Annotated in this window: 23 protein-coding genes and 1 pseudogene; 12 read left to right on the top strand and 12 right to left on the bottom strand. The window is 74.2% G+C overall.

All coding sequences use genetic code 11. The features are described from left to right. Window positions 1-5 precede the first annotated feature (5 nt). Together ACF09E_RS01695 and ACF09E_RS01690 are read right to left on the bottom strand one after the other, a co-directional pair. Window positions 6-443 carry an OsmC family protein gene (locus ACF09E_RS01695; protein WP_392203333.1) on the bottom strand — a complete coding sequence of 146 codons (438 nt, stop codon included), beginning with the start codon at window positions 441-443 and terminating at the stop codon, window positions 6-8. Window positions 444-550: 107 nt separating this feature from the next. Then, window positions 551-1,294, bottom strand: coding sequence for a type 1 glutamine amidotransferase (locus ACF09E_RS01690; RefSeq protein WP_392203332.1), 744 nt, complete (start codon window positions 1,292-1,294; stop codon window positions 551-553). 430 nt (window positions 1,295-1,724) lie between these two features. Here ACF09E_RS01690 and ACF09E_RS01685 point away from each other — a divergent pair, with 430 nt between their 5' ends. Continuing rightward, window positions 1,725-2,123 (top strand): hypothetical protein, encoded by a 399-nt coding sequence (locus ACF09E_RS01685; protein WP_392203331.1) that lies wholly within the window; start codon window positions 1,725-1,727, stop codon window positions 2,121-2,123. A 68-nt stretch (window positions 2,124-2,191) separates the two neighbouring features. Here the strand turns inward: ACF09E_RS01685 and ACF09E_RS01680 are convergent, their stop codons facing one another. Both ACF09E_RS01680 and ACF09E_RS01675 read right to left on the bottom strand, forming a co-directional pair. Beyond that, a complete protein-coding gene (locus ACF09E_RS01680) occupies window positions 2,192-3,037 on the bottom strand; it encodes a hypothetical protein (protein ID WP_392203330.1) in 846 nt (281 codons plus the stop codon). Window positions 3,038-3,225: 188 nt separating this feature from the next. Further along, entirely contained in the window at window positions 3,226-3,942 is a 717-nt protein-coding gene (locus tag ACF09E_RS01675) for a FadR/GntR family transcriptional regulator (RefSeq protein ID WP_392203329.1), read from the bottom strand. Between the two features lie 132 nt (window positions 3,943-4,074). Here ACF09E_RS01675 and leuA point away from each other — a divergent pair, with 132 nt between their 5' ends. Both leuA and ACF09E_RS01665 read left to right on the top strand, forming a co-directional pair. Then, window positions 4,075-5,808 carry a 2-isopropylmalate synthase gene (leuA, locus tag ACF09E_RS01670; protein ID WP_392203328.1) on the top strand — a complete coding sequence of 578 codons (1,734 nt, stop codon included), beginning with the start codon at window positions 4,075-4,077 and terminating at the stop codon, window positions 5,806-5,808. 317 nt (window positions 5,809-6,125) lie between these two features. Beyond that, window positions 6,126-6,857, top strand: a pseudogene (locus ACF09E_RS01665) (ABC transporter ATP-binding protein); the annotation flags it as partial. Between the two features lie 7 nt (window positions 6,858-6,864). Here the strand turns inward: ACF09E_RS01665 and ACF09E_RS01660 are convergent. Then, entirely contained in the window at window positions 6,865-7,239 is a 375-nt protein-coding gene (locus tag ACF09E_RS01660; protein WP_392203327.1) for a MerR family transcriptional regulator, read from the bottom strand. A gap of 61 nt (window positions 7,240-7,300) precedes the next feature. Between ACF09E_RS01660 and ACF09E_RS01655 the strand changes: the two genes are divergently transcribed. Next, a complete protein-coding gene (locus ACF09E_RS01655) occupies window positions 7,301-8,611 on the top strand; it encodes an MFS transporter (protein ID WP_392203326.1) in 1,311 nt (436 codons plus the stop codon). 74 nt (window positions 8,612-8,685) lie between these two features. On the opposite strand, the gene ACF09E_RS01650 is transcribed toward ACF09E_RS01655, so the two are convergent. Next, window positions 8,686-9,525 (bottom strand): hypothetical protein, encoded by an 840-nt coding sequence (locus tag ACF09E_RS01650; RefSeq protein WP_392203325.1) that lies wholly within the window; start codon window positions 9,523-9,525, stop codon window positions 8,686-8,688. Further along, on the bottom strand, window positions 9,525-10,796 hold the full coding sequence (locus ACF09E_RS01645) for a VWA domain-containing protein (protein ID WP_392203324.1): 1,272 nt from the start codon (window positions 10,794-10,796) through the stop codon (window positions 9,525-9,527). Before ACF09E_RS01645 ends, ACF09E_RS01650 begins: the two co-directional genes overlap by 1 nt. A gap of 127 nt (window positions 10,797-10,923) precedes the next feature. Here ACF09E_RS01645 and ACF09E_RS01640 point away from each other — a divergent pair, with 127 nt between their 5' ends. The 8 genes from ACF09E_RS01640 to ACF09E_RS01605 all read left to right on the top strand — a co-directional run bounded on the left by ACF09E_RS01640 (window position 10,924) and on the right by ACF09E_RS01605 (window position 18,231). After that, window positions 10,924-11,979 (top strand): helix-turn-helix domain-containing protein, encoded by a 1,056-nt coding sequence (locus tag ACF09E_RS01640; RefSeq protein WP_392203323.1) that lies wholly within the window; start codon window positions 10,924-10,926, stop codon window positions 11,977-11,979. A gap of 138 nt (window positions 11,980-12,117) precedes the next feature. Then, complete coding sequence (locus ACF09E_RS01635; protein ID WP_392203322.1) at window positions 12,118-12,477, top strand: hypothetical protein; 360 nt, start codon at window positions 12,118-12,120, stop codon at window positions 12,475-12,477. 37 nt (window positions 12,478-12,514) lie between these two features. Beyond that, a complete protein-coding gene (locus ACF09E_RS01630) occupies window positions 12,515-13,054 on the top strand; it encodes an RICIN domain-containing protein (protein ID WP_392203321.1) in 540 nt (179 codons plus the stop codon). Between the two features lie 137 nt (window positions 13,055-13,191). Further along, window positions 13,192-13,638, top strand: coding sequence for a hypothetical protein (locus ACF09E_RS01625; RefSeq protein WP_392203320.1), 447 nt, complete (start codon window positions 13,192-13,194; stop codon window positions 13,636-13,638). A 74-nt stretch (window positions 13,639-13,712) separates the two neighbouring features. After that, complete coding sequence (locus ACF09E_RS01620; protein ID WP_392203319.1) at window positions 13,713-14,624, top strand: hypothetical protein; 912 nt, start codon at window positions 13,713-13,715, stop codon at window positions 14,622-14,624. Then, window positions 14,625-16,265 (top strand): peptidoglycan-binding protein, encoded by a 1,641-nt coding sequence (locus ACF09E_RS01615; RefSeq protein ID WP_392203318.1) that lies wholly within the window; start codon window positions 14,625-14,627, stop codon window positions 16,263-16,265. Further along, window positions 16,262-16,975 carry an ABC transporter ATP-binding protein gene (locus tag ACF09E_RS01610; protein WP_392203317.1) on the top strand — a complete coding sequence of 238 codons (714 nt, stop codon included), beginning with the start codon at window positions 16,262-16,264 and terminating at the stop codon, window positions 16,973-16,975. The genes ACF09E_RS01615 and ACF09E_RS01610 overlap by 4 nt, the downstream gene beginning before the upstream one ends. After that, window positions 16,969-18,231 (top strand): ABC transporter permease, encoded by a 1,263-nt coding sequence (locus ACF09E_RS01605; RefSeq protein ID WP_392203316.1) that lies wholly within the window; start codon window positions 16,969-16,971, stop codon window positions 18,229-18,231. Before ACF09E_RS01610 ends, ACF09E_RS01605 begins: the two co-directional genes overlap by 7 nt. Before the next feature lie 49 nt (window positions 18,232-18,280). Here ACF09E_RS01605 and ACF09E_RS01600 read toward each other — a convergent pair whose 3' ends face one another. The 5 genes from ACF09E_RS01600 to ACF09E_RS01580 all read right to left on the bottom strand — a co-directional run bounded on the left by ACF09E_RS01600 (window position 18,281) and on the right by ACF09E_RS01580 (window position 22,153). Then, window positions 18,281-19,012, bottom strand: coding sequence for a flavodoxin family protein (locus tag ACF09E_RS01600; protein ID WP_392203315.1), 732 nt, complete (start codon window positions 19,010-19,012; stop codon window positions 18,281-18,283). Window positions 19,013-19,157: 145 nt separating this feature from the next. Beyond that, window positions 19,158-19,961 carry an N-formylglutamate amidohydrolase gene (locus tag ACF09E_RS01595; RefSeq protein WP_392203314.1) on the bottom strand — a complete coding sequence of 268 codons (804 nt, stop codon included), beginning with the start codon at window positions 19,959-19,961 and terminating at the stop codon, window positions 19,158-19,160. Window positions 19,962-19,998: 37 nt separating this feature from the next. Beyond that, window positions 19,999-20,427 (bottom strand): ATP-binding protein, encoded by a 429-nt coding sequence (locus ACF09E_RS01590; protein WP_392203313.1) that lies wholly within the window; start codon window positions 20,425-20,427, stop codon window positions 19,999-20,001. A gap of 337 nt (window positions 20,428-20,764) precedes the next feature. Then, window positions 20,765-21,661: an ectoine hydroxylase gene (gene thpD / locus ACF09E_RS01585; protein ID WP_392203312.1), complete on the bottom strand. Its 897-nt coding sequence runs from the start codon at window positions 21,659-21,661 to the stop codon at window positions 20,765-20,767. A 75-nt stretch (window positions 21,662-21,736) separates the two neighbouring features. After that, window positions 21,737-22,153, bottom strand: a complete 417-nt coding sequence (locus tag ACF09E_RS01580) for an ectoine synthase (RefSeq protein ID WP_392203311.1) — start codon at window positions 22,151-22,153, stop codon at window positions 21,737-21,739. Between the last annotated feature and the right edge of the window lie 32 nt (window positions 22,154-22,185).

Here is a 22,185-nt window from a genome sequence, read left to right as displayed (position 1 = left end):
GCGGGTCAGCCCTCGAAGCCGACGGTGCCGTCCGGGAGGATCGCCTCCACGCGCGCGCCGTGCTCCACGGTCCGGCTGACCGTGCAGAACTTCTCGTGGGTCAGCCGCACCCCGCGGGCGAAGACCTCCGCCGCCTTCGGGTTGCTGTCCGGGAGCTCGAACTCGTAGCTGACCCGGATCCGGCCGATCCGGCCGTCGTCCTCCGGCCCGGAGACCGACTCCACCACGATCTTCAGGTCGTCGTGGTCCACGGCCCGCGCGGTCCGGTCGACGACGAGGCCGCCGCAGCCGCCCATCGCCGCGAGCAGCAGCTCGACCGGGGTGAAGGAGGGCTGCGCGTCGGCGTCGTCCGCGGCGGCCATCCGGACCTCCGCGCCCCGGTCGTTCCGGGCGGTCCAGTTCCGGTACCCGGTGCGGACGGTCTCGATCCGGTAGTCGGCCATGGCGACGGTCTCCTTCGTTGGGGGGTGCCTCCCCGTACGGTACGACCACCGGGGCGCGCCGCCGCACGTGCGGGGGTGGTGGTGCGGGGTGTGCGCCGGCCCGGGTGCTACCGCCGCGGGTCGGCGAAGGCTCCGACCACCGCGCCCCAGGCCTCCGCCACCGTGCCCCACACCGCGCGGAGCACGGGCTCCGTCTCCCGCACCGAGGCGACCGCGGTCGCCGGGTCGAGGCCCGCCTCCCGGATCCGAACCCCGTCCTCGGCCGCCCACCCCGCGACGGTGCCCCCGTCCGCCTCCGGATGGAACTGCACGGCCCACGCGGCGGCGCCGACCCGGAACGCCTGGTGCGCGCACGCGTCGCCGGTGAGCAGCGGGACCGCGCCGGGCGGCAGCCGGTCCACGTCGTCCCAGTGCCACTGGACGGCGGGTGCGCCGTCCGGCAGCCCGCCGAGCACGGGGTCCCCGGTCGCGGCCGGCAGCCTTCGGAGCGGCACCGCGCCCACCTCCGGCGCGTGGGGGCGCGGTACGACCGAACCGCCCAGGGCATGGGCGACGATCTGGCCGCCCAGGCAGATCCCGAGCAGCGGGACCTCCGTGGCGACGGCCTCGCGGACGAGCGCCCGGGTCCCGGGCAGCCAGGGGGCCGCGGCGTCGTCCTCGCAGTTCACCGAACCGCCCAGGACCAGCAGACCCGCGTGGCCGCCGAGGTCGTCCGGCAGTTCGTCGCCCTCCCAGGCGCGCACCACGTCGAGCCGGAGACCGCACCGCGCGAGCCGCTCGCCGACGATCCCGGCTCCCGCCTCCTCCTCGTGCTGCACGACGAGGACGGCGGCGGGCCGGGGCACAGGCACGGAGGTGAGGCCGGTCGCGGCCGCGTCGGCCCCGCCCCTTGTGCTCGGGCGGGACGTCGTACTCGGCCCGTCCGCCGCACGCAGCCCGTCCGCCGGCGCCGGCACGTCCGCCGACGCGGCCCCGCACCCGGGTGCCGACCCGCCCGTCCATGCCGTGCGCGCCGCCTCCTCGGCCCCTGCCGCCGCCACTCCTGTCGTCTCCGTCGTCACGGTGCCTCCGCCTCCGATGCTCACCCTGGTGCCCGACCCGCTGCTCCACCCGTCCACCGGGCACACGCGGTGCGCCCGGACCCCCGAGCATCACTGAAGAATCGTTTGTGCGGGAGGCCCTGGCGGGAGTTCCCGCGCGCCCGCGGCTGAGTAGCGAGGCGCGCCGGTCTGAGTACCCGGACCGATACCCCGCCCACCCGCGTCCTGCTGGACTGTGACCATGAGCTTCGACGTCCGCCGAAACCGGCCCCTCCAGCGCGCCACCGCCACCGGCGCGGCCCTCGCCGTCGCCCTCGGCCCGGTGGTCGTCGGCGCGTTGCTCGCCCGGTCGGTGGGCGGCGACCCGATGGCGTCCGTCAACGCCCTGATCGCGGGCGGCGGTCAGCGCGCGCGGATCGCACCGGCCCAGCTCCGCCCGACCGCGCTGCGCCGCTCGGCGGCACGCCTCCGCGCCCGGGCGGACCGGGGAGGCCTCCGCCCGCGCCGAGCCGCGCACAGGGCTTCGCTCGCCGGTCCCGCCCGCGCGACGCGGTTCCCCCGCAGGGCGGCCGGGTCGGCGAGCCGGTTCGCGCGGCAGGAGGAAACCCTGCGGCGTCTTCTCGTCGGCGTGCGGTCCTAGACCGCCTCCCACCGGCCCCGACCCGCACACCCCGCGTACCACTCGGTTCCGCGCGGGCGCGCTGCCCGCTACTGCGCCCAGTCGAAGACGCCCGACTCCAGGTCGATCTGGGCGTTGCCGCCGCCGAAGTTGACCCCGCCGACGCCGTCCTCCAGCTCGAAGACGTACGGCGTCAGGCCCTCCGGCAACGTCTGGCAGGGCATCACCGTCCCGCCGAGGTGCGAGACGCCCTCGACGGACGACCAGAACGCGTCGAGATCCTTGTCGTCCGAGGACCAGGCCTCCACGTAGCCGCCCTCGCCGTCCTCCGCCGGGGCGATGCCGGTGTTCGGGTCGCCGGTGCGCTCCCCGATCCAGACCGTGGTCTCGGGGGCGCTGTCGTCCCAGGCGTTCTGGCCGCGGCTGTACTTGTCGCCGAGGCCGTCCGGCCGGATGTCGGCCGGGGGATCCGTGCGGGGCGCGGCGAACTCCGCGGCGGTGAGCCAGATGAGCGCGTGCGCGCCGCCGATCATGTCCTCCAGGTCCTGCTGACGGGGGTGGCGGGCCGCCGCCGTCGCGGCCACCGCGGCGAGGAACGGATCGGCGGCCTGCTCCGGGGTGGGCGCGGTGCCCGCCAGCAATTCGTCGACGCCCTCGATGTCGTCGGCGACGTGGTCGTCGGCGTGGAAGAAGGAGACGGCCACCAGGTCCTGGCCCTTGCGCCGGTAGTCCTCCGGCAGTTCGAGGGTGATGACATGCGTCATCGGCAGTCCCGTGACAGGGCTCCGGGGCCAGGAGGCCGCTCCGATGCCGGGCGCACGACCGCCGCACCACCCGGCGACGCGGGCCCCGGGCAGATCGATCTCGACGAGCTTGCCGGGCCGGACCGACAGCGCGTCCACGGACTCTCCGAACCCCAGGTCGTATGCCTTCACCGTGTTCCTCGTTCATTCCGTTCGACTGCGACGGTGCTCAACCTACGCGAGGCCTCCGACAGTCCCCGTCCCCGTCGTTCCCGCTCGGTCCCCCGAGCACCCGAACCACCGGGGCACCTGGCCTGACCGAAGCCGACCCGCCCAGGGGCCAGGCCCGGGCCGGCGGGTCCGGGCGCCGGGCAGGCGGGTCAGGCCGGGGTCCCCGGCGCCGCGCCGGGGCCCTTGAGCAGGGCCAGCGTGGACTCCAGTTCCGTACGGGCGAGCCGGGCGGCCTCCTCCGCCTCGCCCGACTCCACCGCGGCGACCAGCGCCGCGTGCGCCTCCTCCCCGTGCCGGGGGTCCCGCCCCCGCAGGTCGAGCAGGTCGAGGAGGTCGATCAGGCCCTGGCGCAGCACGGGGGCGAACTCCGCGAACAGATCGGTGAGGACGGGGTTGCGGGCCGACGCCACGATCGCCGCGTGCAGGGCGATGTCCGCGTCCACGAACCCCGCGTCGTCGCCGCCGCCGGCGGCGCTCCGCCGGCCGTCGAGAGCCTCCCGCATCGCCGCCACGTCCTCGTCGGTCCTGCGCAGCGCGGCGAGGCGGGCCGCCTCCACCTCCACCAGCATCCGCACCTCGTACACGTCCGTCACCGCGGCCGCCCGCAGCCGGGTCGGCCAGTCCTCCGCCGGCCGGGTCGCGGTCACGAAGACCCCCGCGCCCTGCCGCGGCTGGACGAGACCGGCGCCCGCGAGCGCGCGCAGCGCCTCGCGGACGGTGGAGCGGCCCACGCCGAGTTCCTTCGCGAGGGTCGTCTCGCCGGGGAGCCGGGTGCCGACGGGCCAGTGCCCCCCGGTGATCTGCTCGCGCAGCCGCTGGGCGGCCTGCTCGACGAGGGGGCTGGGACGCAGGGCGCCGAGCGGCATGGGAGTCACCTGATTCTCCGGATCGCGGAAGCACGGGAACGCGAGAGCGCGAGAGCGCTGCCGTGAATCTATCCCGGAACTTGTCTGAGGAGTACTTGTCTGAGGAGCTGAGGGGTGGGTACGGTGACGGCCATGATCCGCAACCCCCAGCGTCCCGGCCCCATGCCGTACCACCGCTACCGCCCCTTCCAGGAGCGCGTCCACGTGCCCGCCCTCGACCGGAGGTGGCCCGCCGCCCGCATCGACCGCGCTCCCCTCTGGGTGCCCGTCGACCTGCGCGACGGGAACCAGGCGCTCGCCGAGCCGATGGACACCGACCGCAAGCACCGCTTCTTCGACCTGCTGGTGCGCACCGGCTTCAAAGAGATCGAGGTCGGCTACCCCTCCGCCAGCCGCGCCGACTTCGACTTCGTCCGCCACCTCGTCCGGCTCACGGCCTCCGGCGCCGTCCCCGACGACGTCACGCCCGTCGTCTTCACCCCCGCCCGTCCCGAGCTGATCGAGCGGACCTTCGAGGCGATCGACGGGCTGCCGCGGGCCGTCGTCCACCTCTACATCGCGACCTCGCCGGTCTGGCGCGACACGGTCCTCGGCCGCGACCGCGCCGAGGTCCACCGGACCGTACGGGAGGCGGCGACCCTCATGGCGCGGCTCGCCGCCGCCCGCCCCGACGCCGACCTCCGCTTCCAGTTCTCCCCCGAGACCTTCAACCTGACCGAACCCGACTACGTCCTGGAGGTCTGCGACGGGCTCACGGAGCTCTGGGACGCGAGCCCCGACCGGCCCGTCACCCACAACCTGCCGGCCACCGTCGAGATCGCCACCCCGAACGTGTACGCCGACCAGATCGAGTACATGCACCGGAACCTCGCCCGCCGCGACGCGGTGATCCTCTCCGTGCACCCGCACAACGACCGCGGCACCGGCGTCGCCTGCGCCGAGCTGGCCGTCCTCGCCGGCGCGCAGCGGGTCGAGGGCTGCCTGTTCGGGAACGGTGAGCGGACCGGCAACGTCGACCTGGTGACCCTCGCCCTGAACCTCTACGCGCAGGGCGTCGACCCGATGCTCGACCTCTCCGACATCGACGCCGTGCGCGAGGTCGTCGAGTACTGCAACCGCCTCCCCGTCCACCCCCGCCACCCCTACGCGGGCGAGCTGGTCCACACCGCCTTCTCGGGCACCCACCAGGACGCCATCAGCAAGGGCCTCGCCCGCCATGCCAAGGACGCCGCCGAGGCGGGCGTCCCACCCGAGCTCGCCCCCTGGAACGTGCCCTACCTGCCGCTCGACCCCGCCGACCTCGGCCGCGGCTACGAGGCCGTCATCCGCGTCAACTCCCAGTCGGGCAAGGGGGGAGTGGCCCACCTCCTGCGCACCGGGCACGGCCTCGACCTGCCGGAGCGGATGCGCCCCGACGTCTCCCGCGCCGTCCAGGCCGTGACCGACGACAGCGGTCGCGAGGCCACCTCCGACGACCTGTACGCGGTCTTCCTCGCCTCCTACCTCGCACCGGGCCGCGGCGCGGGCCCCGTCGTGCTGGAGAAGTGGAGCACCGGCCACGACGCGGAGCACGGGCACCGCTTCACGGGGGTGCTGACCGTCGACGGACGCGGGGCACCCGTGGAGGGCCGGGGCAACGGCCCGCTGTCCGCCCTGACCGACGCCCTCGCCGGAGCCGGAATCGCCGTGGACGTCCTGGACTTCACCCAGCACGCCGTCGGCGCGGGCAGCGGGGGCGAGGCCGCCGCGTACGCCTCGTGCCGGGTCGGCGCCCGCACCGCGTGGGGAGCGGGCCTGGACACCTCCGTCCTCACCGCCTCCGTGCAGGCCGTGGTGTCGGCCGTGAACCGGGCGTACGCCCGATGACGGGGCTCGCGCCGAGGCCGTCGCCACCGGCACACACGCGGCCGACCGTCGAGGACCCCCCGCGGGACCCCGGATTCGGCCCCGCACCCGCCCCCGGGCCCGGCCCTGGATCCGAGCTCGGGCTTGGCCCTGGACCCGGGGCCGCACCCGGGCCGCCGGGCGCGCGGACGACTGCGCCGCGCCTCACGGCGGCGGCCGCGTCGGCCGGCCCCAGTCCCGGCCCCGGCCCCGAGGTCGAGGCGGCGGCCGGCCCGGGCGCGGGTGCTCCACCGGTCCTCCGGGCCGAGAGCGCCACCGTCGTACGGGACGGCGTCCCGATCCTCGACGACGTCACGCTCACCGTCCGGCCCGGTGAGCACTGGGCGCTGCTCGGGGCGAACGGCGCCGGGAAGACCACCCTGCTCGGGCTCCTCGGCGCCCAGACCCATCCCACCCGGGGCCGGGTGGAGGTCCTCGGCCGGCGCCTGGGCCGGGTGGACCTGCGGGAGCTGCGCACCCTCATCGGCCACGTCACGCCCCGGCATCCGCTCCGCTCCGCCCTCGCCGTCCGCGACGTCGTCCTGACCGGGGCGACCAACTCCGTGGAGCGACCGCCCCGGTGGCGGCCGACGCCCGCCCAGGAGGAACGGGCCGACCGGCTGACCGACACCCTCGGACTCGGCGACCGGCGGGCCGCCCGCTGGCCCACCCTCTCGCAGGGCGAGCGCGGCCGGGCCCTGATCGCCCGCGCGCTGATGCCCGAGCCCCGGCTCCTCCTCCTGGACGAACCGGCCACCGGTCTCGACCTGCCCGGCCGCGAGCAGCTGCTCGACGCGCTCGACGCCCTGGGCGCCGGACACCCCTCCCTGGCCACGGTCACGGTGACCCACCACCTGGAGGAACTCCCCTCCGGCACCACCCACGCCCTGCTCCTCCGGGGCGGGCGGGTCCTCGCCCAGGGGCCGGTCGGCGAGGTGCTCACCGGTGAACTCGTCGGCGCCTGCTTCGGGCTGCCGCTCGCCCTGGAGCGGCACGGCGGGCGCTGGAGCGTACGGACCGCCCGCGGCGCGACGGGGGTCAGGCCGGCGACTCCGTCTTCCCCCGCACCGCGTCCAGGTACTCCGCCACCGCGTCCCGGTTGCGGGTGAGGCAGCGGATCCGCTCGGTCATCCGGTCCCGCTCCTGCTCCAGGGTGGCCAGCATCTCCGGGGTGGCGTCCGGGAAGTGGATGATCCGCGGCTTGTTCAGGCAGGGCAGGATCTGCTTGATGATCCGGGTCGGCAGACCGGCGTCCAGCAGGCCCCGGATCTGCAGGACCCGGTCCGGGTTCGACTCGTCGTAGTCCCGATAGCCGTTCGGCAGCCGGTCCGCGACGATGAGGCCCTGCTCCTCGTAGTAGCGCAGCAGCCGGGGCGGTGTTCCGGTGCGCTCCGACAGTTCCCCGATCCGCATGGGCGCCCCTCCAGGGACTCGCTTGACCTTCACACCGATGTGAGGGTTCGAGCATAGATCCATGGCCAACGACTCGACAGCGGCGGCCCGTTCCGCCGCGCCCGCCGCCCGGACCTCCACCGCCCCGCCCGCCGCGGAGCCGGCCCCCGCCGCCCCGTCCGACGCGCCCGCCCCGCCCGCCGCGGACCGGACCACCGCTCCCGCCCCGGCAGCCGCCTCAGGGCGGCTGCCGCTGCTCGCGCTGCTCGCCCTCGCCACCGCCGTCTTCGTCACCAGCCTGACCGAGACCCTCCCCGCCGGAGTCCTGCCCGCCATGAGCGCCGACCTCGGGGTCGGCGAGGCCGCCATGGGACAGGCCGTCACCGTCTACGCCCTCGGCACCGCCCTCACCGCCGTCCCGCTGGCCGCCCGCACCGCCGCCTGGCGCCGCAAGCGCCTGCTCCTCACCTCCGTCGCCGGATTCGCCGCAGCCAACACCGTCACGGCGCTCTCCTCCTCGTACGCCCTCACCATGGGCGCCCGCTTCCTCGCCGGGGTCGCCGCCGGCGTGGCCTGGGCCCTGCTCGCCGGCTACGCGCGGCGCATCGCCCCGCCGCACCTCCAGGGCCGCGCCGTGGCCGTCGCCATGACCGGCATCCCGCTGGCGCTCTCCCTCGGCGTACCGGCCGGGACCTTCCTCGGCGAGGCGGTGGGCTGGCGGGCGGCCTTCGCCGCCATGACCGTGATCGCCGCCGTACTCCTCGGCTGGATCGCCCTCGCCGTCCCCGACCTGCCGGGCGGGGAGCGCGGCGGGCGGGCACCGGTCGCCCGGACGCTGCGGGTGCCCGGTGTCCTCCCCGTCCTCGCCGTGACGTTCACCCTCGTCCTGGCCCACACCGTGCTCTATACCTACGTCTCCGCCTACCTCGGCCATCTCGGTCTGGCCGGCTCCACCGGGCTCGTCCTGCTGGTGTTCGGCGTGGCCTCGCTCGCCGGGATCTGGTTCACCGGACGGCACATCGACCGCCGGCTCAGGGCCCTGACCCTCGGTGGCACGCTCCTCGTGGCCGTGGCGGCCGCCGCGCTCGCCGTCCCGGCCGGCGGCACCGCACTCGTCCTGGCGGCCGCCCTGCTCTGGGGGCTCGGCTGGGGCGGCGCGCCCACCCTCCTCCAGACGGCCGCCGCCGAGGCGGGCGGCGCGCACGCCGACACCGCCCAGACCCTGCTGGTCAGCCTCTGGAACGCGGCCATGGCGGCGGGCGGCGTCGCCGGCGGCCTCCTGCTCGACGCCCTCGGGGCGGGCGCCCTGTCCTGGAGCGTGCTCGTCCTCCTCGTCCCCGTCGTGGCGATCGTGGCGGGCGCGCGCGCCCACGGATTCCCGGCCCGCCGGTGAGGCGCCCGGGGAAGGCCCGAAGGCCCCCACCGCGCCGATGCGGTGGGGGCCTTCGAGTGGACGGGGCCGACCGGTCAGGCGGCCGGCGGGACCCGCGACGGGCGGCCGCCGCCGCGCGTCAGCACATAGCCGCCGATGCCGGCGAGGGCCGCGAGTATGCCGCCCGCCGCGGTCCAGAGCCAGCGGTCGGACCACCAGCCGGAGGACCAACCGTCCTCCGGGGCCGCGGCCTCGACCGCGGACGGGCGGCCGGCCTCCTCGTCGGCCTCCGCCAGGTCGGCGGTCTTCGCCCCGGGCACCAGGGGCGCGGCGAGCGCCCCGTCGGTCGCGTAGGCGCCGCCCTTGTCGACGGTGCCGACGCCCAGCCGCGCCGTGAACGGCTGACCGAGGTCCTCGTCCGGCAGCGCGGCCGCGGTCAGCCGCACGTAGTAGCTGCCGGGCAGCGGATCGTCCGACCAGGCGTCGGCGGAGGCGCGGACCGGGCGCAGCACGCAGGTGAGCCGCACGGTCGCGGTCTCCTTCGCCGCGGCACGGGACTGCGTCCCGTACATGCAGGGCTGGCGGCGCCGCAGCCCGTCGTAGACGTCGACCCGCCAGGTGGCGGAGCCGTGCCGCAGGGCGGAGTCGGGCAGGGTGACGGTGGCGTCCACCGTCGGCCGCTGCCCGGTGTCCGCGGGAAACACCCAGTACAGGTAGTCACCCGTGGCGGCCTGCGCCGTGGCCTGCTGCCCCGGGAGGAAGCGGGCCGCCGTGCGGAAGGTGGTGCCGGCCTCGGTCGGCCCCGCCGTGGAGCGGCTGTCCTCGCCGGACGACGGCGAGGGGGACGGGGAGTCGGCCAGGGCCGCCGGGGCGACCGGCCCGAGCAGGGCGGCTCCCGCGAGGGCGGCCGCGGCGAGCGCGCGTACGGTACGCATCAGTGGGTCCTCCAGACGGCCACACGCCAGCGGGACAGCCAGCCCCAGAGCAGACCGGCCACGAAGCCGACGAGCACCAGCGCGCCCAGCAGCCACCAGCCCCGGCCGAGGCCGAAGGAGGCCACGTCCGAGGCGGTCGACGGGCCGTCGACGACGTCCACCGTCAGCTCGACGGGCATGCCCGGGGTCGTCTTGACCGACGGGGGAGCGGAGAACGAGTTGCTGACCTGGAGGCAGACGGCCTCGGCGGCCGGCTTGCCGTCCTCCGCGTCGTCGAGCTCCGGCTTCGGATAGCGCAGACCGGTCGAGATCACGTCGGTGCGCCCGTCGCCCGCCTCGGAGCCGCGGACGATCTCCCGGCCGTGCCGGGTGACGGCGCGCAGCAGGACGCCGTAGTCGTTGTTGACGGCGCGGTCGGCCGACACGCTGACGGAGGCCCGGAGTTCCTGGCCGGGCAGCAGGTCCACCCGGTACCAGCGGTGCTGGCCGAAGGACTCGCGGTCGGTGTACAGGCCGGGCTTGAGCTGCGGCGCGTCGGCGCAGCGCAGCGCGCCCTCGGTGGCCACGGGGGTGACGACCGGGTCGGCCGCGCGGTCGACCAGCTGCCGGACGCGGCGCGAGAGCTCCTCGGTGCGGTGGACGGAGGTGTACGTGCCCCCGGTGGCCTCCGCGATGCAGGTGAGCTGCCGGCGGGTCTTGGCGTCGGGCACCAGCCCCAGGGTGTCGATGACGAGGTGGATGCCCTTCGCCGCGATCTCGCGCGCCACCTGGCACGGGTCGAGCGGGGCGCAGGTGTCCTCGCCGTCCGTGATGAGCACGATCCGCCGGGTGGCCTCACCGCCCTCCAGGTCCTCGGCCGCACCGAGGAGCGCCGGGCCGATCGGGGTCCAGCCCGTCGGGGCCAGGGTGGCCACCGCGGTCTTCGCCTCGGTCCGGTCGAGCGGGCCCACCGGGTAGAGCTGCCGGGTGTCCTTGCAGCCCCGCTTGCGGTCCTGGCCCGGATAGTCGGCGCCCAGGGTCCGGATGCCGAGCCGGACCTCCTCGGGCACCGCGTCGAGGACCTCGTTGAAGGCCTGCTTGGCCGCGGCCATGCGGGACTTGCCGTCGATGTCCTCGGCCCGCATGGAGCCGCTGACGTCGAGGACCAGCTCGACCTTGGGGGGTTCCTTCTCCGCCGGCGCGTCCGCGGTCGCGCCCGTCGGCAGGAGCGCGACGCTCAGGGCGGCGAGCAGCGCGCAGGCCCCGGTCGCCAGCCGTTTTCTCGTGATCATCGCCGGATCGTATTGATGATCCTCCGACAATCCAAAACCGGGGGTGGGCGCCGGAGGCCGGAGTGCGGGTGTGTGGCGGTCGGGTGAGAGGCTTGTGGGCGGGCGCGCCGAAGTGTGGGGGGAACACGTGGGTTTGCCGACGACGACCGATGTCGCCGAGGTGGGGGAGGACACGTTCGACTGGTTCCGCGAGACGGTGTCCCGGGCCGTGATGCCCGTCATGCTCAGCACGCGCCGTGCCTCCGACTTCCGGGCGAGCATGGCGGACCTGGACCTCGGCACGGCGCGGCTGGCCGCCGTGGCCTGCTCGCCCGTGGTCTCGCGCCGCACCCCGACGCACGTCCGGCGTGCGGATCCCGAGCACCTGCAACTGGCGCTCGTCGGCAGGGGCGAGGCGTGGATCTCCCAGCACGGCGGCGCATCGCTGGTGTCCGGCGCCTTCGTGCTCACGGACACCTCGCGCCCGAGCGAGGGGGTGTGCACGGCGGAGCGGACCGAGACGATGGTCCTGCAGATCCCCCGCCGCGCGCTGCCGCTGCGCCCCGACCGGGTGGACGGCCTGCTCGCACGGAGCCTCGCCGCGGACACGGGGTCGGGCGCGATCCTCGCCGACTTCCTGAAGACCCTGCACGCGCGCGGCCCGCAGTGCCGCCCCGAGGAGCTGCGCTCCATGGGATCCGTCGTCCTCGACCTCGCCACCGCGTTCCTCGCGCGGCAGCTCGGCGACCCCGGGGAGGCGACCGCCGAGGCGCGGGCGCAGGAGACGCTGCAGCGGATCTACCGCTTCGTCGACAGCAACCTCGGCGACCCCGCCCTGACGCCCGAACTGATCGCCGACCGGCACAACATGTCCGTGCGGGGCCTCTACCGCCTGTTCGGCGACCAGCCCCGGACCGTCGCGGCGCACATCCGGCAGAGCCGGCTGGAGCATGCCCACGCCGACCTCGCGAGCGCGGAGCTGAGCAGCCGGCCCGTTCAGACGATCGCGGCCCGCTGGGGCTTCTCCAGCGCGACCGGGTTCAGCAGGGCCTTCCGCGAGGCCTACGGAATGACCCCCGTCGAGCACCGCACGCTGTCCCTGTCCGCACCGTGGCACGCAGGGGACAGAGATCCGGCAGGCCATGCACACCACCGCGCGTCCCACGCGCCTACATTCTCCGCTGGAGACAGCGCCACAGTGTGAACGGAGGCACGGGACACCAGCCCCGGCCCGACGCCCGGCACGCCATCGACAGTGGCACCGGCCTGTGACAGTCGCGTCTCCAGGCCCCTCGCCCTCTCGCGAGGAGGCATCCGGGATCCAACCGCATGGGGGACGAGCATGAGCGTGCGCACGAAGGCCACCACCACGGTCGCGGCAGCGGCCCTGGCCTTTGCCGGAGTGCTGGGATCCGCCGGCCCGTCGGCCGCCGGATCGAACGGCCAGCAGATCCACTTCCACGACGCCGGCACCGTCGTCTACTCCGTCCGCGTCCAGGGCTACAACCAGAGCGGCGAGTCGGTGTCGGGCTGCTTCACCACCCCGAGCCGGGACACCTGGATCAGCGGCTGGTGGTGGAAGGGGGAGGCCAGGGTCACCTTCTACCGGAACAACTCCTGCTCCTTCGCCACGTACCACGGCGAAGAGACGGTGTGGGTCCCCGCCGTGCAGAGCGGTGACTGGACGACCGTCTCCTCCTGAGGCGGCGCTGATCCACCGAGACGAGAAGGAGATCGGAATGCGTATGACGACCGCGCCCGGCGGACTCGTCCGCCGGGCCGTCGGGCTGATCGCGGCGAGTGTGCTGGTGTTCCTGTGCCTGCCCGCGTCGCCCGCGTCCGCCGCGATCGGCAGCGACTGGCAGCGGCTCACCAACCTGAACGCGAGCAAGTGCCTGGAGATCGCCGACTGGAGCACCGCGAACGGCGCGGCGGCCCGGCAGTGGGGCTGCCACCTGGGCCACAACCAGCAATGGTGGTTCGCGGGCAACGGCACCCTGATCAATGCCAAGAGCGGCAAGTGCCTTGAGATCGCCGACTGGAGCAGGGCGAACGGCGCTCCGGCCCGCCAGTGGGACTGCCACGGCGGGGCCAACCAGCGGTGGGAGTGGGCCGGTACCACCACGCCCGACGGACTCGACGTGATCGCCCTCTTCAACGTGAACAGCGGCAAGTGCCTGGAGATCGCGGACTGGAGCCGCGCCGACGGCGCCGCGGCCCGCCAGTGGGACTGCCACTACGGGGACAACCAGCTCTGGTACGCCGGAGACATCCCGTAGGACGCCGGCGGCCGCCGAACCGACGCGGCCGCACCGCACGAGTCCACCGGCCGGGACCGGGTCCCGAGCCGTCACCTCACCCACCACACCTTTCACCACAGCCGTGTCATCGGCATGGATCGAGAAGAGAAGACCTCATGATGAGACGCGTTTCGGCGATGGTTGTCGCCGTCGCCTCCCTGTTCAGCGCGGGCGTCACCCTGGCCGCGCCCGCGCAGGCCTACACCTGCACCCCTGACAACGCCTGTCTCTACTCGGACTCCGACTTCACGGGGTACGTGCGGGACGACTACAGCTCCCGTACCAACTGGGGGAACATCTACTACTCCGGCACCCCCAGCATCCCGCTCTACGCGGGCGACAACTTCCTGTTCAACGTCAGCTCCATCGACAACTGGGACGCGGACACCCGGGTCTCGGTGTACTACAACTCCGCGCACTGGGGCCCCTGCTTCAAGATCGCGGCCTACGGCTACGTGTCGAACATGGCCTACATCACGCTGAGCAACGGCAAGTCCGCCAACGACGTCATGAACTCGCACCTCTTCGGCGACAACTGCTCGGGCACCGTCTACAACTTCTGACCGCCGGCCCATGACCGCGGTGGGGCGGAGGCTCATTCCGCCCCACCGCACATCCACTCTCTCCAGGGGTTTCCTTGCGTTACACGCGTCTCGTCATCGCCGCCGGGGTCGGCACACTGCTCCTCACCGGGTGCGCGGAGAGCGGCCGGGAAGACGCGGACGCCGACACCCGCGGGGGAGCTTCGGCGGTCCGGGAGGTCGTCACCGAGGCCGACATCGTCCTCCCGGTGTCCGCCTACTTCTTCACCCCCGAGCAGCAGGCGCGAGTGGACACCGCGCACGCCACCCTGGCCGCCGACTGCATGAAGCGGTTCGGGTTCGACTGGCCGGTCGCGAAGGCCCAGCCCGCAGAGGTCGTCAGCCGCCGGTACGGCGTGGTCAGCGAGAAGGTCGCCGCCGAGCACGGCTATCACATGATCCCGGTCGCGGGCGGTGACGAGCACGCGGAGGGCGCGGTGTCCGGCGGCGCCGAGCTCCCGCCCGAGGCGTACATGGTCTACGGCGCCAAGGGAGGGAAGGCGAGCCCGGGCGGCAGCTACCGGGGCAAGGACGTTCCCGAGGGCGGCTGCGTGGGCGAGGCCAGCCGCACGCTGGGGCTCGACAAGGTGCAGAACCCCAAGAAGGGCAGGATCGGGCTGCTCAGCATCGACTTCACCAGCTTCGGGCAGGCGCAGCGGATGCCGGAGTTCACCAGGGCGGAGGACGCCTGGGCCTCCTGCATGAAGAAGGCTGGCTACCGGCACACCGCCTTCCTGCAGCCCGGTGAGAAGTACACCGGTCGGGGAAGCACCGCCTCGCCGCAGGAGAAGGCCGTGGCCAAGGCCGACGTGACGTGCAAGCGGGACACCAAGCTGGCCACCGTGCTGCTCCGCCTCGAAACGTGGATCCAGAACGACTACATCGAGCAGAACGCCGCCGGCTTCGCCGAGATCAAGAAGGACCAGGTCGCGGTCATCAAGGCGGCGGACAAGGCACTGGCGAACTGAATGAGCAACGACACAGAGCCCTCCCCGGGGGTGTCCGAGGCGAGCGGCTGCATGGACGACGGCACACGCAACGGGCGACGCCGGCTCGCCCTCATCGCGGCGGGCGCGGTCGCGCTCACCGGCGCGGGCTTCGGCGCCTCCCTGCTCGTCAAGTCGCCCGCCCAGGCCGCGGCGGACTCCCGGCCCCCCGCCCCGTCCGTGATCACCGCGCCGGTCGAGTACCGGACCCTGGCCTCCTCGGTCATCCTCCGCGGCACGGTGGTCGCCGGCCAGAGCGTCGAGATCGCTCCCGGCGGCGCGGCCGAGGGAGGCAGTCCCACCGTCTCCAAGCTGCCCCTGAAGGCAGGGGACCCGGTCCGGGCCGGGCGACTCCTGGTCGAGATCTCCGGCCGCCCCGTCATCGCGCTCCAGGGCACCGTCCCGCTCTACCGGGACCTCAAGCCGGGCGCCCAGGGCAGTGACGTGGGCCGGCTCCAGGACGCGCTCCACCGGCTCGGCCACTCCACCTCCCCGGACGACCGGGGGCGCTTCGGCGAGGCCACCAAGGCCGCGGTCACCGCGCTCTACACCTCGCTCGGCTACGAACCCGTCGAGGTCGGCGGAGCCGAGGGCTCGGCCACCGTCACCGCGGCCGAAGCACAGGTGACGGCGGCCGAACGCGCCGTGGACGACGCCGAGGACGCGCTGAGGACCGCCGAGACCGCCGAGGCCGCCGATCGGCAAGCGGAGGCGGCGGAGGCCGGCTCCCGCTCCGGATCCGGCTCCCGGGGCGCCGGGGGCGACTCCGACGCCCACGCGGCTCCCGGCGACACCGCCTCGGGGGACGCCCCCGCCGACTCCGGACGGGACGCCGCCCGGACGGCCGGCTCCACCGCGGGTTCGACCACCGCGCGGGACGGCGGCGGGCGCGATCTGAGCGCCCTGCGCAAGGCCGTCGCACGCGCGCGCGAGGACCTGGCCACCGCCCGAGAGGGTCTCGCCGCCGCGCGGGCGGCCTCCGGACCCATGGTCCCCTCCGGAGAGGTCGCCTTCCTGGAGAGCTTCCCGGCACGGGTGCAGGACCTCCCCGTACGGCTCGGAGCGAAGGCGCAGGGCGCCGTGATGACCGTCGCCGCGGGCCCGCTGGTGGTGCACGGATACGTGCCCGACCACCAGAAGGGCCTCATCAGGGCGGGCCAGAAGGCCGAGATCCTCTCCGAGGTCGACGGCGCCGACGCCACGGCCTCCGTACGGTCCGTCGCCACCACCCGTACGACCCCGCGTCCCGACGGCGACCCGCAGGAGGGACAGCCCGCCGGTCCGCAGGCCGACGCGGACGGCTACCTCATGACCCTGGCGCCCGCCCGGCCGCTGGACGCCCGGTGGACCGGGCAGAACGTCCGCCTGACCGTCCAGGCCGCCACGACCCGGGGCAAGGTCCTGGTCGTCCCCGTCACGGCGGTGTCGGCCGGCGCCGACGGCTCCACCGCGGTCACCGTGGTCGAGGCCGACGGCACGCAGCGCCGCGTCACGGTGCGGCCCGGCACCTCCGGCGACGGGAACGTCGAGGTGATCGCCCTGGACGGCGGGACCCTCGGCGAGGGGGACCGGGTCGTGACCGGCGTCCCGGCGGACACCGCCGCGCCGGAGCCGACCGGATGACCGCGTCCCCGGCCCCGTCCGCACCCCCCGTCATCGAGTTCCGGCAGGTCGGCCTCACCTACCCGGGCCCCCCGCCCACGCAGGCCCTGCGACCCGGTGATCTCACCGTCCGACGGGGCGAGTTCATCGCCGTCGTCGGACCGTCCGGATCGGGCAAGTCCACGTTCCTGAACATCGCCGGACTCCTCGACACCCCCACGACGGGCACCCTCCTCCTCGACGGCATCGACACCGGCCGGCTCGGGGACGCCGAACGCACCACTCTGCGCGGCCGCCGCATCGGCTTCGTCTTCCAGGCCTTCCACCTCCTGCCGCACCGCAGCGCCCGCGAGAACGTCGAACTCGCCATGGTGTACAGCGGTGTTCCGCGCGAGGAGCGGACCCGGAGAGCCGGCGAGGCGCTGTCGCGGGTCGGCCTCGGACACCGGACCGAAGCGCTTCCCACCCGGATGTCCGGCGGCGAACGCCAGCGGGTGGCCATCGCGCGCGCCCTGGCCGCCCGGCCTTCCCTGCTCCTGTGCGACGAGCCGACGGGCAACCTCGACACCGGAAACGCCGACGCGGTGCTCGGGCTCCTGGAGGCCCTCAACGCCGAGGGCATCACGATCGTCCTCATCACGCACGATCCCGCCGTGGCCGCCCGCGGCCGACGAACCGTCACCATCCGGGACGGCGTCCTGACCGAGAACGAGCAGGCCCCCGCATGCTGACCCGCACCCGGGAGGCGACCCCCGCCGCGCCGCCGGCGCCCGTCGGGCGTTCCGCGTTCGCCCCGCGCGACCTGCTGGCCGAGGCGCTGGCCGGCATGCTCCAGCGCCCCGCCCGCTCCGCGCTCACGATGCTGGGCACCGTCCTCGGCGTCGGCGCCTTCGTCGCCGTGCTCGGGCTCACGGCCACCGCCTCCTCGCAGATCGACGCCCGGTTCAACGTGCTCTCGGCGACCGAGGTGACCATCGAGGACATCGCCCGCGAACAGGACGAGTTCGCCGACGCGGCGTTCCCCGACGACGCCTCGGACCGTGTCGAGCGGCTCAACGGCGTGCGGCACGCGGGTGTCCTGTGGTCGGTGCAGTCCCGGGGGACCGGCACCGGACTCACCGTCGCCGCCGCCCCGGTGGGCGACGCCGCGGGCGAACCCCTCAACGTCGTGGCCGCCTCCTCCGGCGCCCTGCTGGCGGCCGAGCCCCGGCTCTCCCAGGGGCGGCTCTACGACGACTTCCACACCGCCACGCGCCAGCGGGTCACCGTCATCGGCTCGGGCATCGCCGCACGGCTGGGGATCACCACCCTGGAGACGAGACCGGCGATCTTCATCGGCGGACAGCCGTTCACCGTGGCCGGCGTCGTCGAGGACGTGCAGCGCCGGCCGGACCTGCTCCTCGCCGTCCTCGTGCCCGAGACCACGGCGGTCGAACTCTGGGGCCGGCCCGCCCAGGGCGCCAGGATGCTGATCGCCACCGAACTCGGCGCGGCCGGTCAGGTCGCGGGTGAGGCCCCGACGGCCCTGCGCCCCGACCACCCGGAGTACTTCAGGGCGATCCCGCCGCCCGACCCGAAGAGCCTGCGGTCCTCGGTGACCTCCGACCTCGAACAGCTCTTCCTGCTGCTCGCCGCCGTGTGCCTGGTCATCGGGGCCGTCGGCATCGCGAACACCACCCTGGTCGCGGTCCTCGAACGCACCGGGGAGATCGGCCTGCGGCGCGCGCTCGGCGCCCAGCGGCGGCACGTCACGGCCCAGTTCCTCGCCGAGTCGGGGACGCTGGGCGGATTCGGCGGGCTCGTCGGTACGGCTCTGGGCACCCTGGCCGTCCTGGCGGTCGCCCTGATCAGGGAATGGACGCCGGTCATGCATCCGGCGGTGCTGGCCACCGCCCCGCTCATCGGCCTCGCGACCGGGGTCGTCGCCGGGATCTACCCCGCGCGCCGTGCCGCCTCCGTACAACCGGCGGAAGCGCTCCGCGGCTGACGGGGGACGCGCGGCCGACGGCGCTCCGGACCTCCGCTCCGGTCCGTGCTCAGCGGTGCTCGGGGTTCTCGAAGTCGAACCGGCAGCCGGCGTCCCACTCGGCGCGCTGGTTGCCGTGGGCGGGGATGCCGCCGCCGTCCTTGAGCATCCTGGCCAGGTGGAGCTGGTTCCAGGTCATGAAGGTCGTGTTGCGGTTCGTGAAGTCGTTCTCCGGCCCGCCCGAGCCCTCGTCGAGATAGGAGGGGCCGGGGCCGGCCGGGCCGACCCAACCCGCGTCCGCCTGGGGCGGAATGACGTAGCCGAGGTGCTGGAGGCTGTAGAGGACGTTCATCGCACAGTGCTTGGCGCCGTCCTCGTTGCCGGTGATCAGACAGCCGCCCACCCGGCCGTAGTAGGCGTACTGACCGTGCTCGTTGAGGATCGACGAGCAGGCGTAGAGCCGCTCGATGACCTTCTTCATGACCGAGGAGTTGTCCCCGAGCCAGACGGGCCCCGCCAGGGTCAGGATGTCGGCGGCCATCACCTGGGAGTAGATCACCGGCCATTCGTCGGTCTCCCAGCCGTGCTCCGTCATGTCCGGCCAGACACCGGTCGCGATGTCGATGTCCACCGCCCTGATCACGTCGACCCGCACGCCCTGGCGTTCCATGATCCCGGTGCTGAGGTCGATCAGCCCCTGGGTGTGGCTGCGCTCCGGGGAGCGCTTCAGGGTGCAGTTGATCACCAGGGCGCGCAGGTCGGCGTACGACGTCGTCGGGTCCGGCACGGATTCCTCCTCCATACGCTCCGGGCGGACGGGCGGCACCGGAGATGTCCCGGTACAGCTCAGCAGCCCTTCGGGCCGGGCGCTCGTGGAGCTGGGCCGGTCGCCTGACGGCCCGGCCGCCGTGACCGGCCCCGCGAAGCCGCTTCCGGGTGGGGAGCCGCTACGCGGGCGGGTGCGAGGGCACCGCGTCGACGAGCGCGGCGAGGGCCGCCCCGAGCGCCTCGACCCCGGGGCCCGGTCCGCCCCCCGGCGCGGTCGGGTAGAGGTCGCGGCGGATCTCGATCATGAGCGCGGCGACCCGCGGATCCTTGCCGTAGCAGGACAGCGGTACGTACGTCCCGGCGAACGGGGTGTCCGTGGCGAGGCCCCCGAAGCCGCCGAACGCCTCCCGGGCGGCGTCCAGCAGGGCGGGCGGCGTGTGGAAGGCGTCGGTGCCGAGGCAGATCGGCGGGCGCGCCCCGTCGCCGTGCAGTTCGTACGGGAGCGGGTCGGCCGGGTACGAGTGGACGTCGACGACGACGGCCCGGCCGGTCGCCGCGAGCCGCTCGGCGACGGCGGCCTCCATCGCCTCGGCGTACGGCGTGAAGTAGCGGTCGAGCAGGGGCGCCGGGTCGAACTCCGTGGGCCGGAGCGCGGCACGGTGGGTGGTCCGCGTGTACACCGCGCCCATCCCCACGGCCAGCATCTCCTCGCGCTCGTCGGGGAACCGCTCGGGGTCGACCACCAGCCGCGACAGGCGGTTGACGAACCGCCACGGGGTCGCGCCCGCCGAGGCCGCGGCGAGCGCGGCGATCTCCGCGGTGTGCGCGTCGGTGATGTGGTCGAGCTCCCGCTCCAGGCCCGCGTCGTCGAGCAGGATGTCCGCGCGCACGTCCGGGGGTATGACGCGGGAGGAGTGCGGGACGTGGAGGAGGACGGGGGAGTCCGGGGCGCCGGCGAGGACGTCGTACGAACGTGAGGTCATCGGTCCACCCTTCCACAGCCCGCCCGCGCCGCGGTGGTCACAGGCGGTCGACCGTGACCACCGCGTGGACAGTCTTCCCGTCCGGTCCCGACTCCACGGTCACCTCCCGGCAGAGCCGGAGCACGATCGGCCAGCCGTAGCCGCCGGGGTGCAGATGCTCGCCCCGCTGGTACCGGGGCTCCTCCGGGCTGGCGTCGGACACGGACACGGTGACCCGGTCGCGTTCGACCCCGATGCCGAAGCCCGTGACGCCGCCGGCGTGCCGGTGGGCGTTGGTGACCAGCTCCGACGTGACGAGGAGCAGGTCCTCGATCTGGGCCGGACACAGGGGCCCGAGTCCCGCGAGGGTGTGCCGGACGAACTGCCGTGCGTCGGCGGGGGTGCGGACCGTCGACGTGCCTTCGTCGACGGCGTCGAGCGGGTCCGCCCCGAGGGCCGGGGGCAGGGTGTCGCTCCAGGTCTTCATCACGGATCCCTTTCTTCCTGTTTCTGACGCTTTCCTCATCAGGTGATGCGTTTCGTCTTCCCGGTCGGCGTGGAGTGAAGCCTCCCTCCCGCCGTGAACGGGCCGCCGAATCGGCCCGGGAGTGACCGCCGGAAGCGGGGGTACGCGGACCCGGATCCCTGATTTCACGGCGCCGCGGGAGACCGGTCGAGCCGAGGGGGGCGGGACGCGCTGAGGGGCCGGTGCAGGCCGGAGAATCGGCCTGCACCGGCCCCTCAGCGGGCCGGACTCGGGTGGCGGACGCCACGGTGGTCACCTCCACCGCCGTCCGCCGTCGCCCTCGGGGGCGCACGGAGCGTCAGGAACCGTCCCACGACGGCGCCGCGATGTACGAGGGCCGCCGGACGGGCGCGGAGAAGGGCGCCTCCGGCTGGTTCTCGACGCTGTTGAAGACGAGGAACACGTTGCTGCGGGGGTACGGGGTGATGTTGTCGCCCGACCCGTGCAGGGCGTTGCAGTCGAACCAGGTCGCGGAGCCCGCCGGACCCGTGAAGTGGCGGATGCCGCAGGCCTCGGCGAAGGTGGTCAGCGCCTCGTCGGACGGCGTGCCGGCGTCCTGCATCTGCAGCGACTTCTTGTAGTTGTCCTTGGGCGTCTCGCCCGCGCAGCCGAGGAACGTCCGGTGCGAGCCCGGCATGATCATCAGGCTGCCGTTGGTGGTGTGGTTCGGCGTCAGCGCGATGGACACCGACACGGTCCGCATCCTCGGCAGGCCGTCCTCGGCGTGCCAGGTCTCGAAGTCGGAGTGCCAGTAGAAGCCGCTGGCCCCGAAGCCGGGCTTGACGTTGACCCGGGACTGGTGGACGTACACGTCGGAGCCGAGGATCTGGCGGGCGCGCCCGACGATCCGGGGGTCCTCGGCGAGCCGGCCGAAGACCTCGCTCATCCGGTGGACCTCGAAGACGGAGCGGATCTCCTGGGAGCGGGGCTCGACGACGGAGCGCTCGTCCGCCCGCACGAGCGGGTCGGAGACGAGCCGGTCCAGCTCCGCCCGGAGCACCTCGACCTCGTCGGGGGTGACGATCTCGTCGACGGTGAGGAAGCCGTCGCGGTCGTACTCCTCCAGCTCGCGCGTCCAGAAGGGGCCTGCCATGCCGGGCTCGGACCACACCACGGGGTCCTTGCGGCCGATCAGCTCTTCCTTGGGGCCACGGGTGGGGTACAGGTCGACGGGGCGGGTGGGTGCGGAGGGCATGAGGGAGCGTGGTTCCTTTCGCTCGGGAAGCCGGTGCGGCGTTTCGGTGTCGGTGTCGTCCGGTGTCGTCCGGGCTCAGGCGTCGTCGGACGCGGGAGCGGGCTCGGTCAGCAGGGGGTAGACGCCGTTCTCGTCGTGGTCCTCGCGGCCCGTCACGGGCGGGTTGAAGACGCACAGGCAGCGGAAGTCCGACTTGACCTTGAGGGTGTGGCGCTCGTGGCCGTCGAGCAGGTACATCGTGCCGGGCACGATCGTGTACGTGCGGCCCGTCTCGTGGTCGGTGAGCTCGGCCTCGCCGGCCGTGCACACGACGGCCTCGACGTGGTTCGCGTACCACATGGCGGTCTCGGTGCCGGCGTAGAGCACCGTCTCGTGGAGGGAGAACCCGACGCGTTCACGGGCCAGGACGATGCGCTTGCTCTCCCAGGTGCCCGACGCGGCCCGCACGTGCCGCTCGGTGTTCTCCAGCTCGTCGAAGGTACGGACGATCATGGGGTGGGGCTGCCTTTCGGTTCGTGGGTCGG

It is taken from the genome of Streptomyces sp. NPDC014891 (assembly GCF_043081085.1).
In the GTDB taxonomy this organism is placed as follows: Bacteria; Actinomycetota; Actinomycetes; order Streptomycetales; family Streptomycetaceae; genus Streptomyces.
This window is presented reverse-complemented; position numbering and strand designations above follow the sequence as displayed.

Bases quoted from the DNA above. Each gene is read 5' to 3' on its own strand.
- ACF09E_RS01650 (WP_392203325.1), bottom strand. From the start codon at position 9,525: ATGCGTACCGTACGCGCGCTCGCCGCGGCCGCCCTCGCGGGAGCCGCC.
- ACF09E_RS01645 (WP_392203324.1), bottom strand. From the start codon at position 10,796: ATGATCACGAGAAAACGGCTGGCGACCGGGGCCTGCGCGCTGCTCGCC.
- ACF09E_RS01615 (WP_392203318.1), top strand. From the start codon at position 14,625: ATGAGCAACGACACAGAGCCCTCCCCGGGGGTGTCCGAGGCGAGCGGC.
- ACF09E_RS01610 (WP_392203317.1), top strand. From the start codon at position 16,262: ATGACCGCGTCCCCGGCCCCGTCCGCACCCCCCGTCATCGAGTTCCGG.
- ACF09E_RS01580 (WP_392203311.1), bottom strand. From the start codon at position 22,153: ATGATCGTCCGTACCTTCGACGAGCTGGAGAACACCGAGCGGCACGTG.
- thpD (WP_392203312.1), bottom strand. From the start codon at position 21,661: ATGCCCTCCGCACCCACCCGCCCCGTCGACCTGTACCCCACCCGTGGC.
- ACF09E_RS01695 (WP_392203333.1), bottom strand. From the start codon at position 443: ATGGCCGACTACCGGATCGAGACCGTCCGCACCGGGTACCGGAACTGG.
- ACF09E_RS01660 (WP_392203327.1), bottom strand. From the start codon at position 7,239: ATGCGGATCGGGGAACTGTCGGAGCGCACCGGAACACCGCCCCGGCTG.
- ACF09E_RS01675 (WP_392203329.1), bottom strand. From the start codon at position 3,942: ATGCCGCTCGGCGCCCTGCGTCCCAGCCCCCTCGTCGAGCAGGCCGCC.
- ACF09E_RS01605 (WP_392203316.1), top strand. From the start codon at position 16,969: ATGCTGACCCGCACCCGGGAGGCGACCCCCGCCGCGCCGCCGGCGCCC.
- ACF09E_RS01625 (WP_392203320.1), top strand. From the start codon at position 13,192: ATGATGAGACGCGTTTCGGCGATGGTTGTCGCCGTCGCCTCCCTGTTC.
- ACF09E_RS01590 (WP_392203313.1), bottom strand. From the start codon at position 20,427: ATGAAGACCTGGAGCGACACCCTGCCCCCGGCCCTCGGGGCGGACCCG.
- ACF09E_RS01595 (WP_392203314.1), bottom strand. From the start codon at position 19,961: ATGACCTCACGTTCGTACGACGTCCTCGCCGGCGCCCCGGACTCCCCC.
- ACF09E_RS01685 (WP_392203331.1), top strand. From the start codon at position 1,725: ATGAGCTTCGACGTCCGCCGAAACCGGCCCCTCCAGCGCGCCACCGCC.
- ACF09E_RS01630 (WP_392203321.1), top strand. From the start codon at position 12,515: ATGCGTATGACGACCGCGCCCGGCGGACTCGTCCGCCGGGCCGTCGGG.
- leuA (WP_392203328.1), top strand. From the start codon at position 4,075: ATGATCCGCAACCCCCAGCGTCCCGGCCCCATGCCGTACCACCGCTAC.
- ACF09E_RS01655 (WP_392203326.1), top strand. From the start codon at position 7,301: ATGGCCAACGACTCGACAGCGGCGGCCCGTTCCGCCGCGCCCGCCGCC.
- ACF09E_RS01635 (WP_392203322.1), top strand. From the start codon at position 12,118: ATGAGCGTGCGCACGAAGGCCACCACCACGGTCGCGGCAGCGGCCCTG.
- ACF09E_RS01600 (WP_392203315.1), bottom strand. From the start codon at position 19,012: ATGGAGGAGGAATCCGTGCCGGACCCGACGACGTCGTACGCCGACCTG.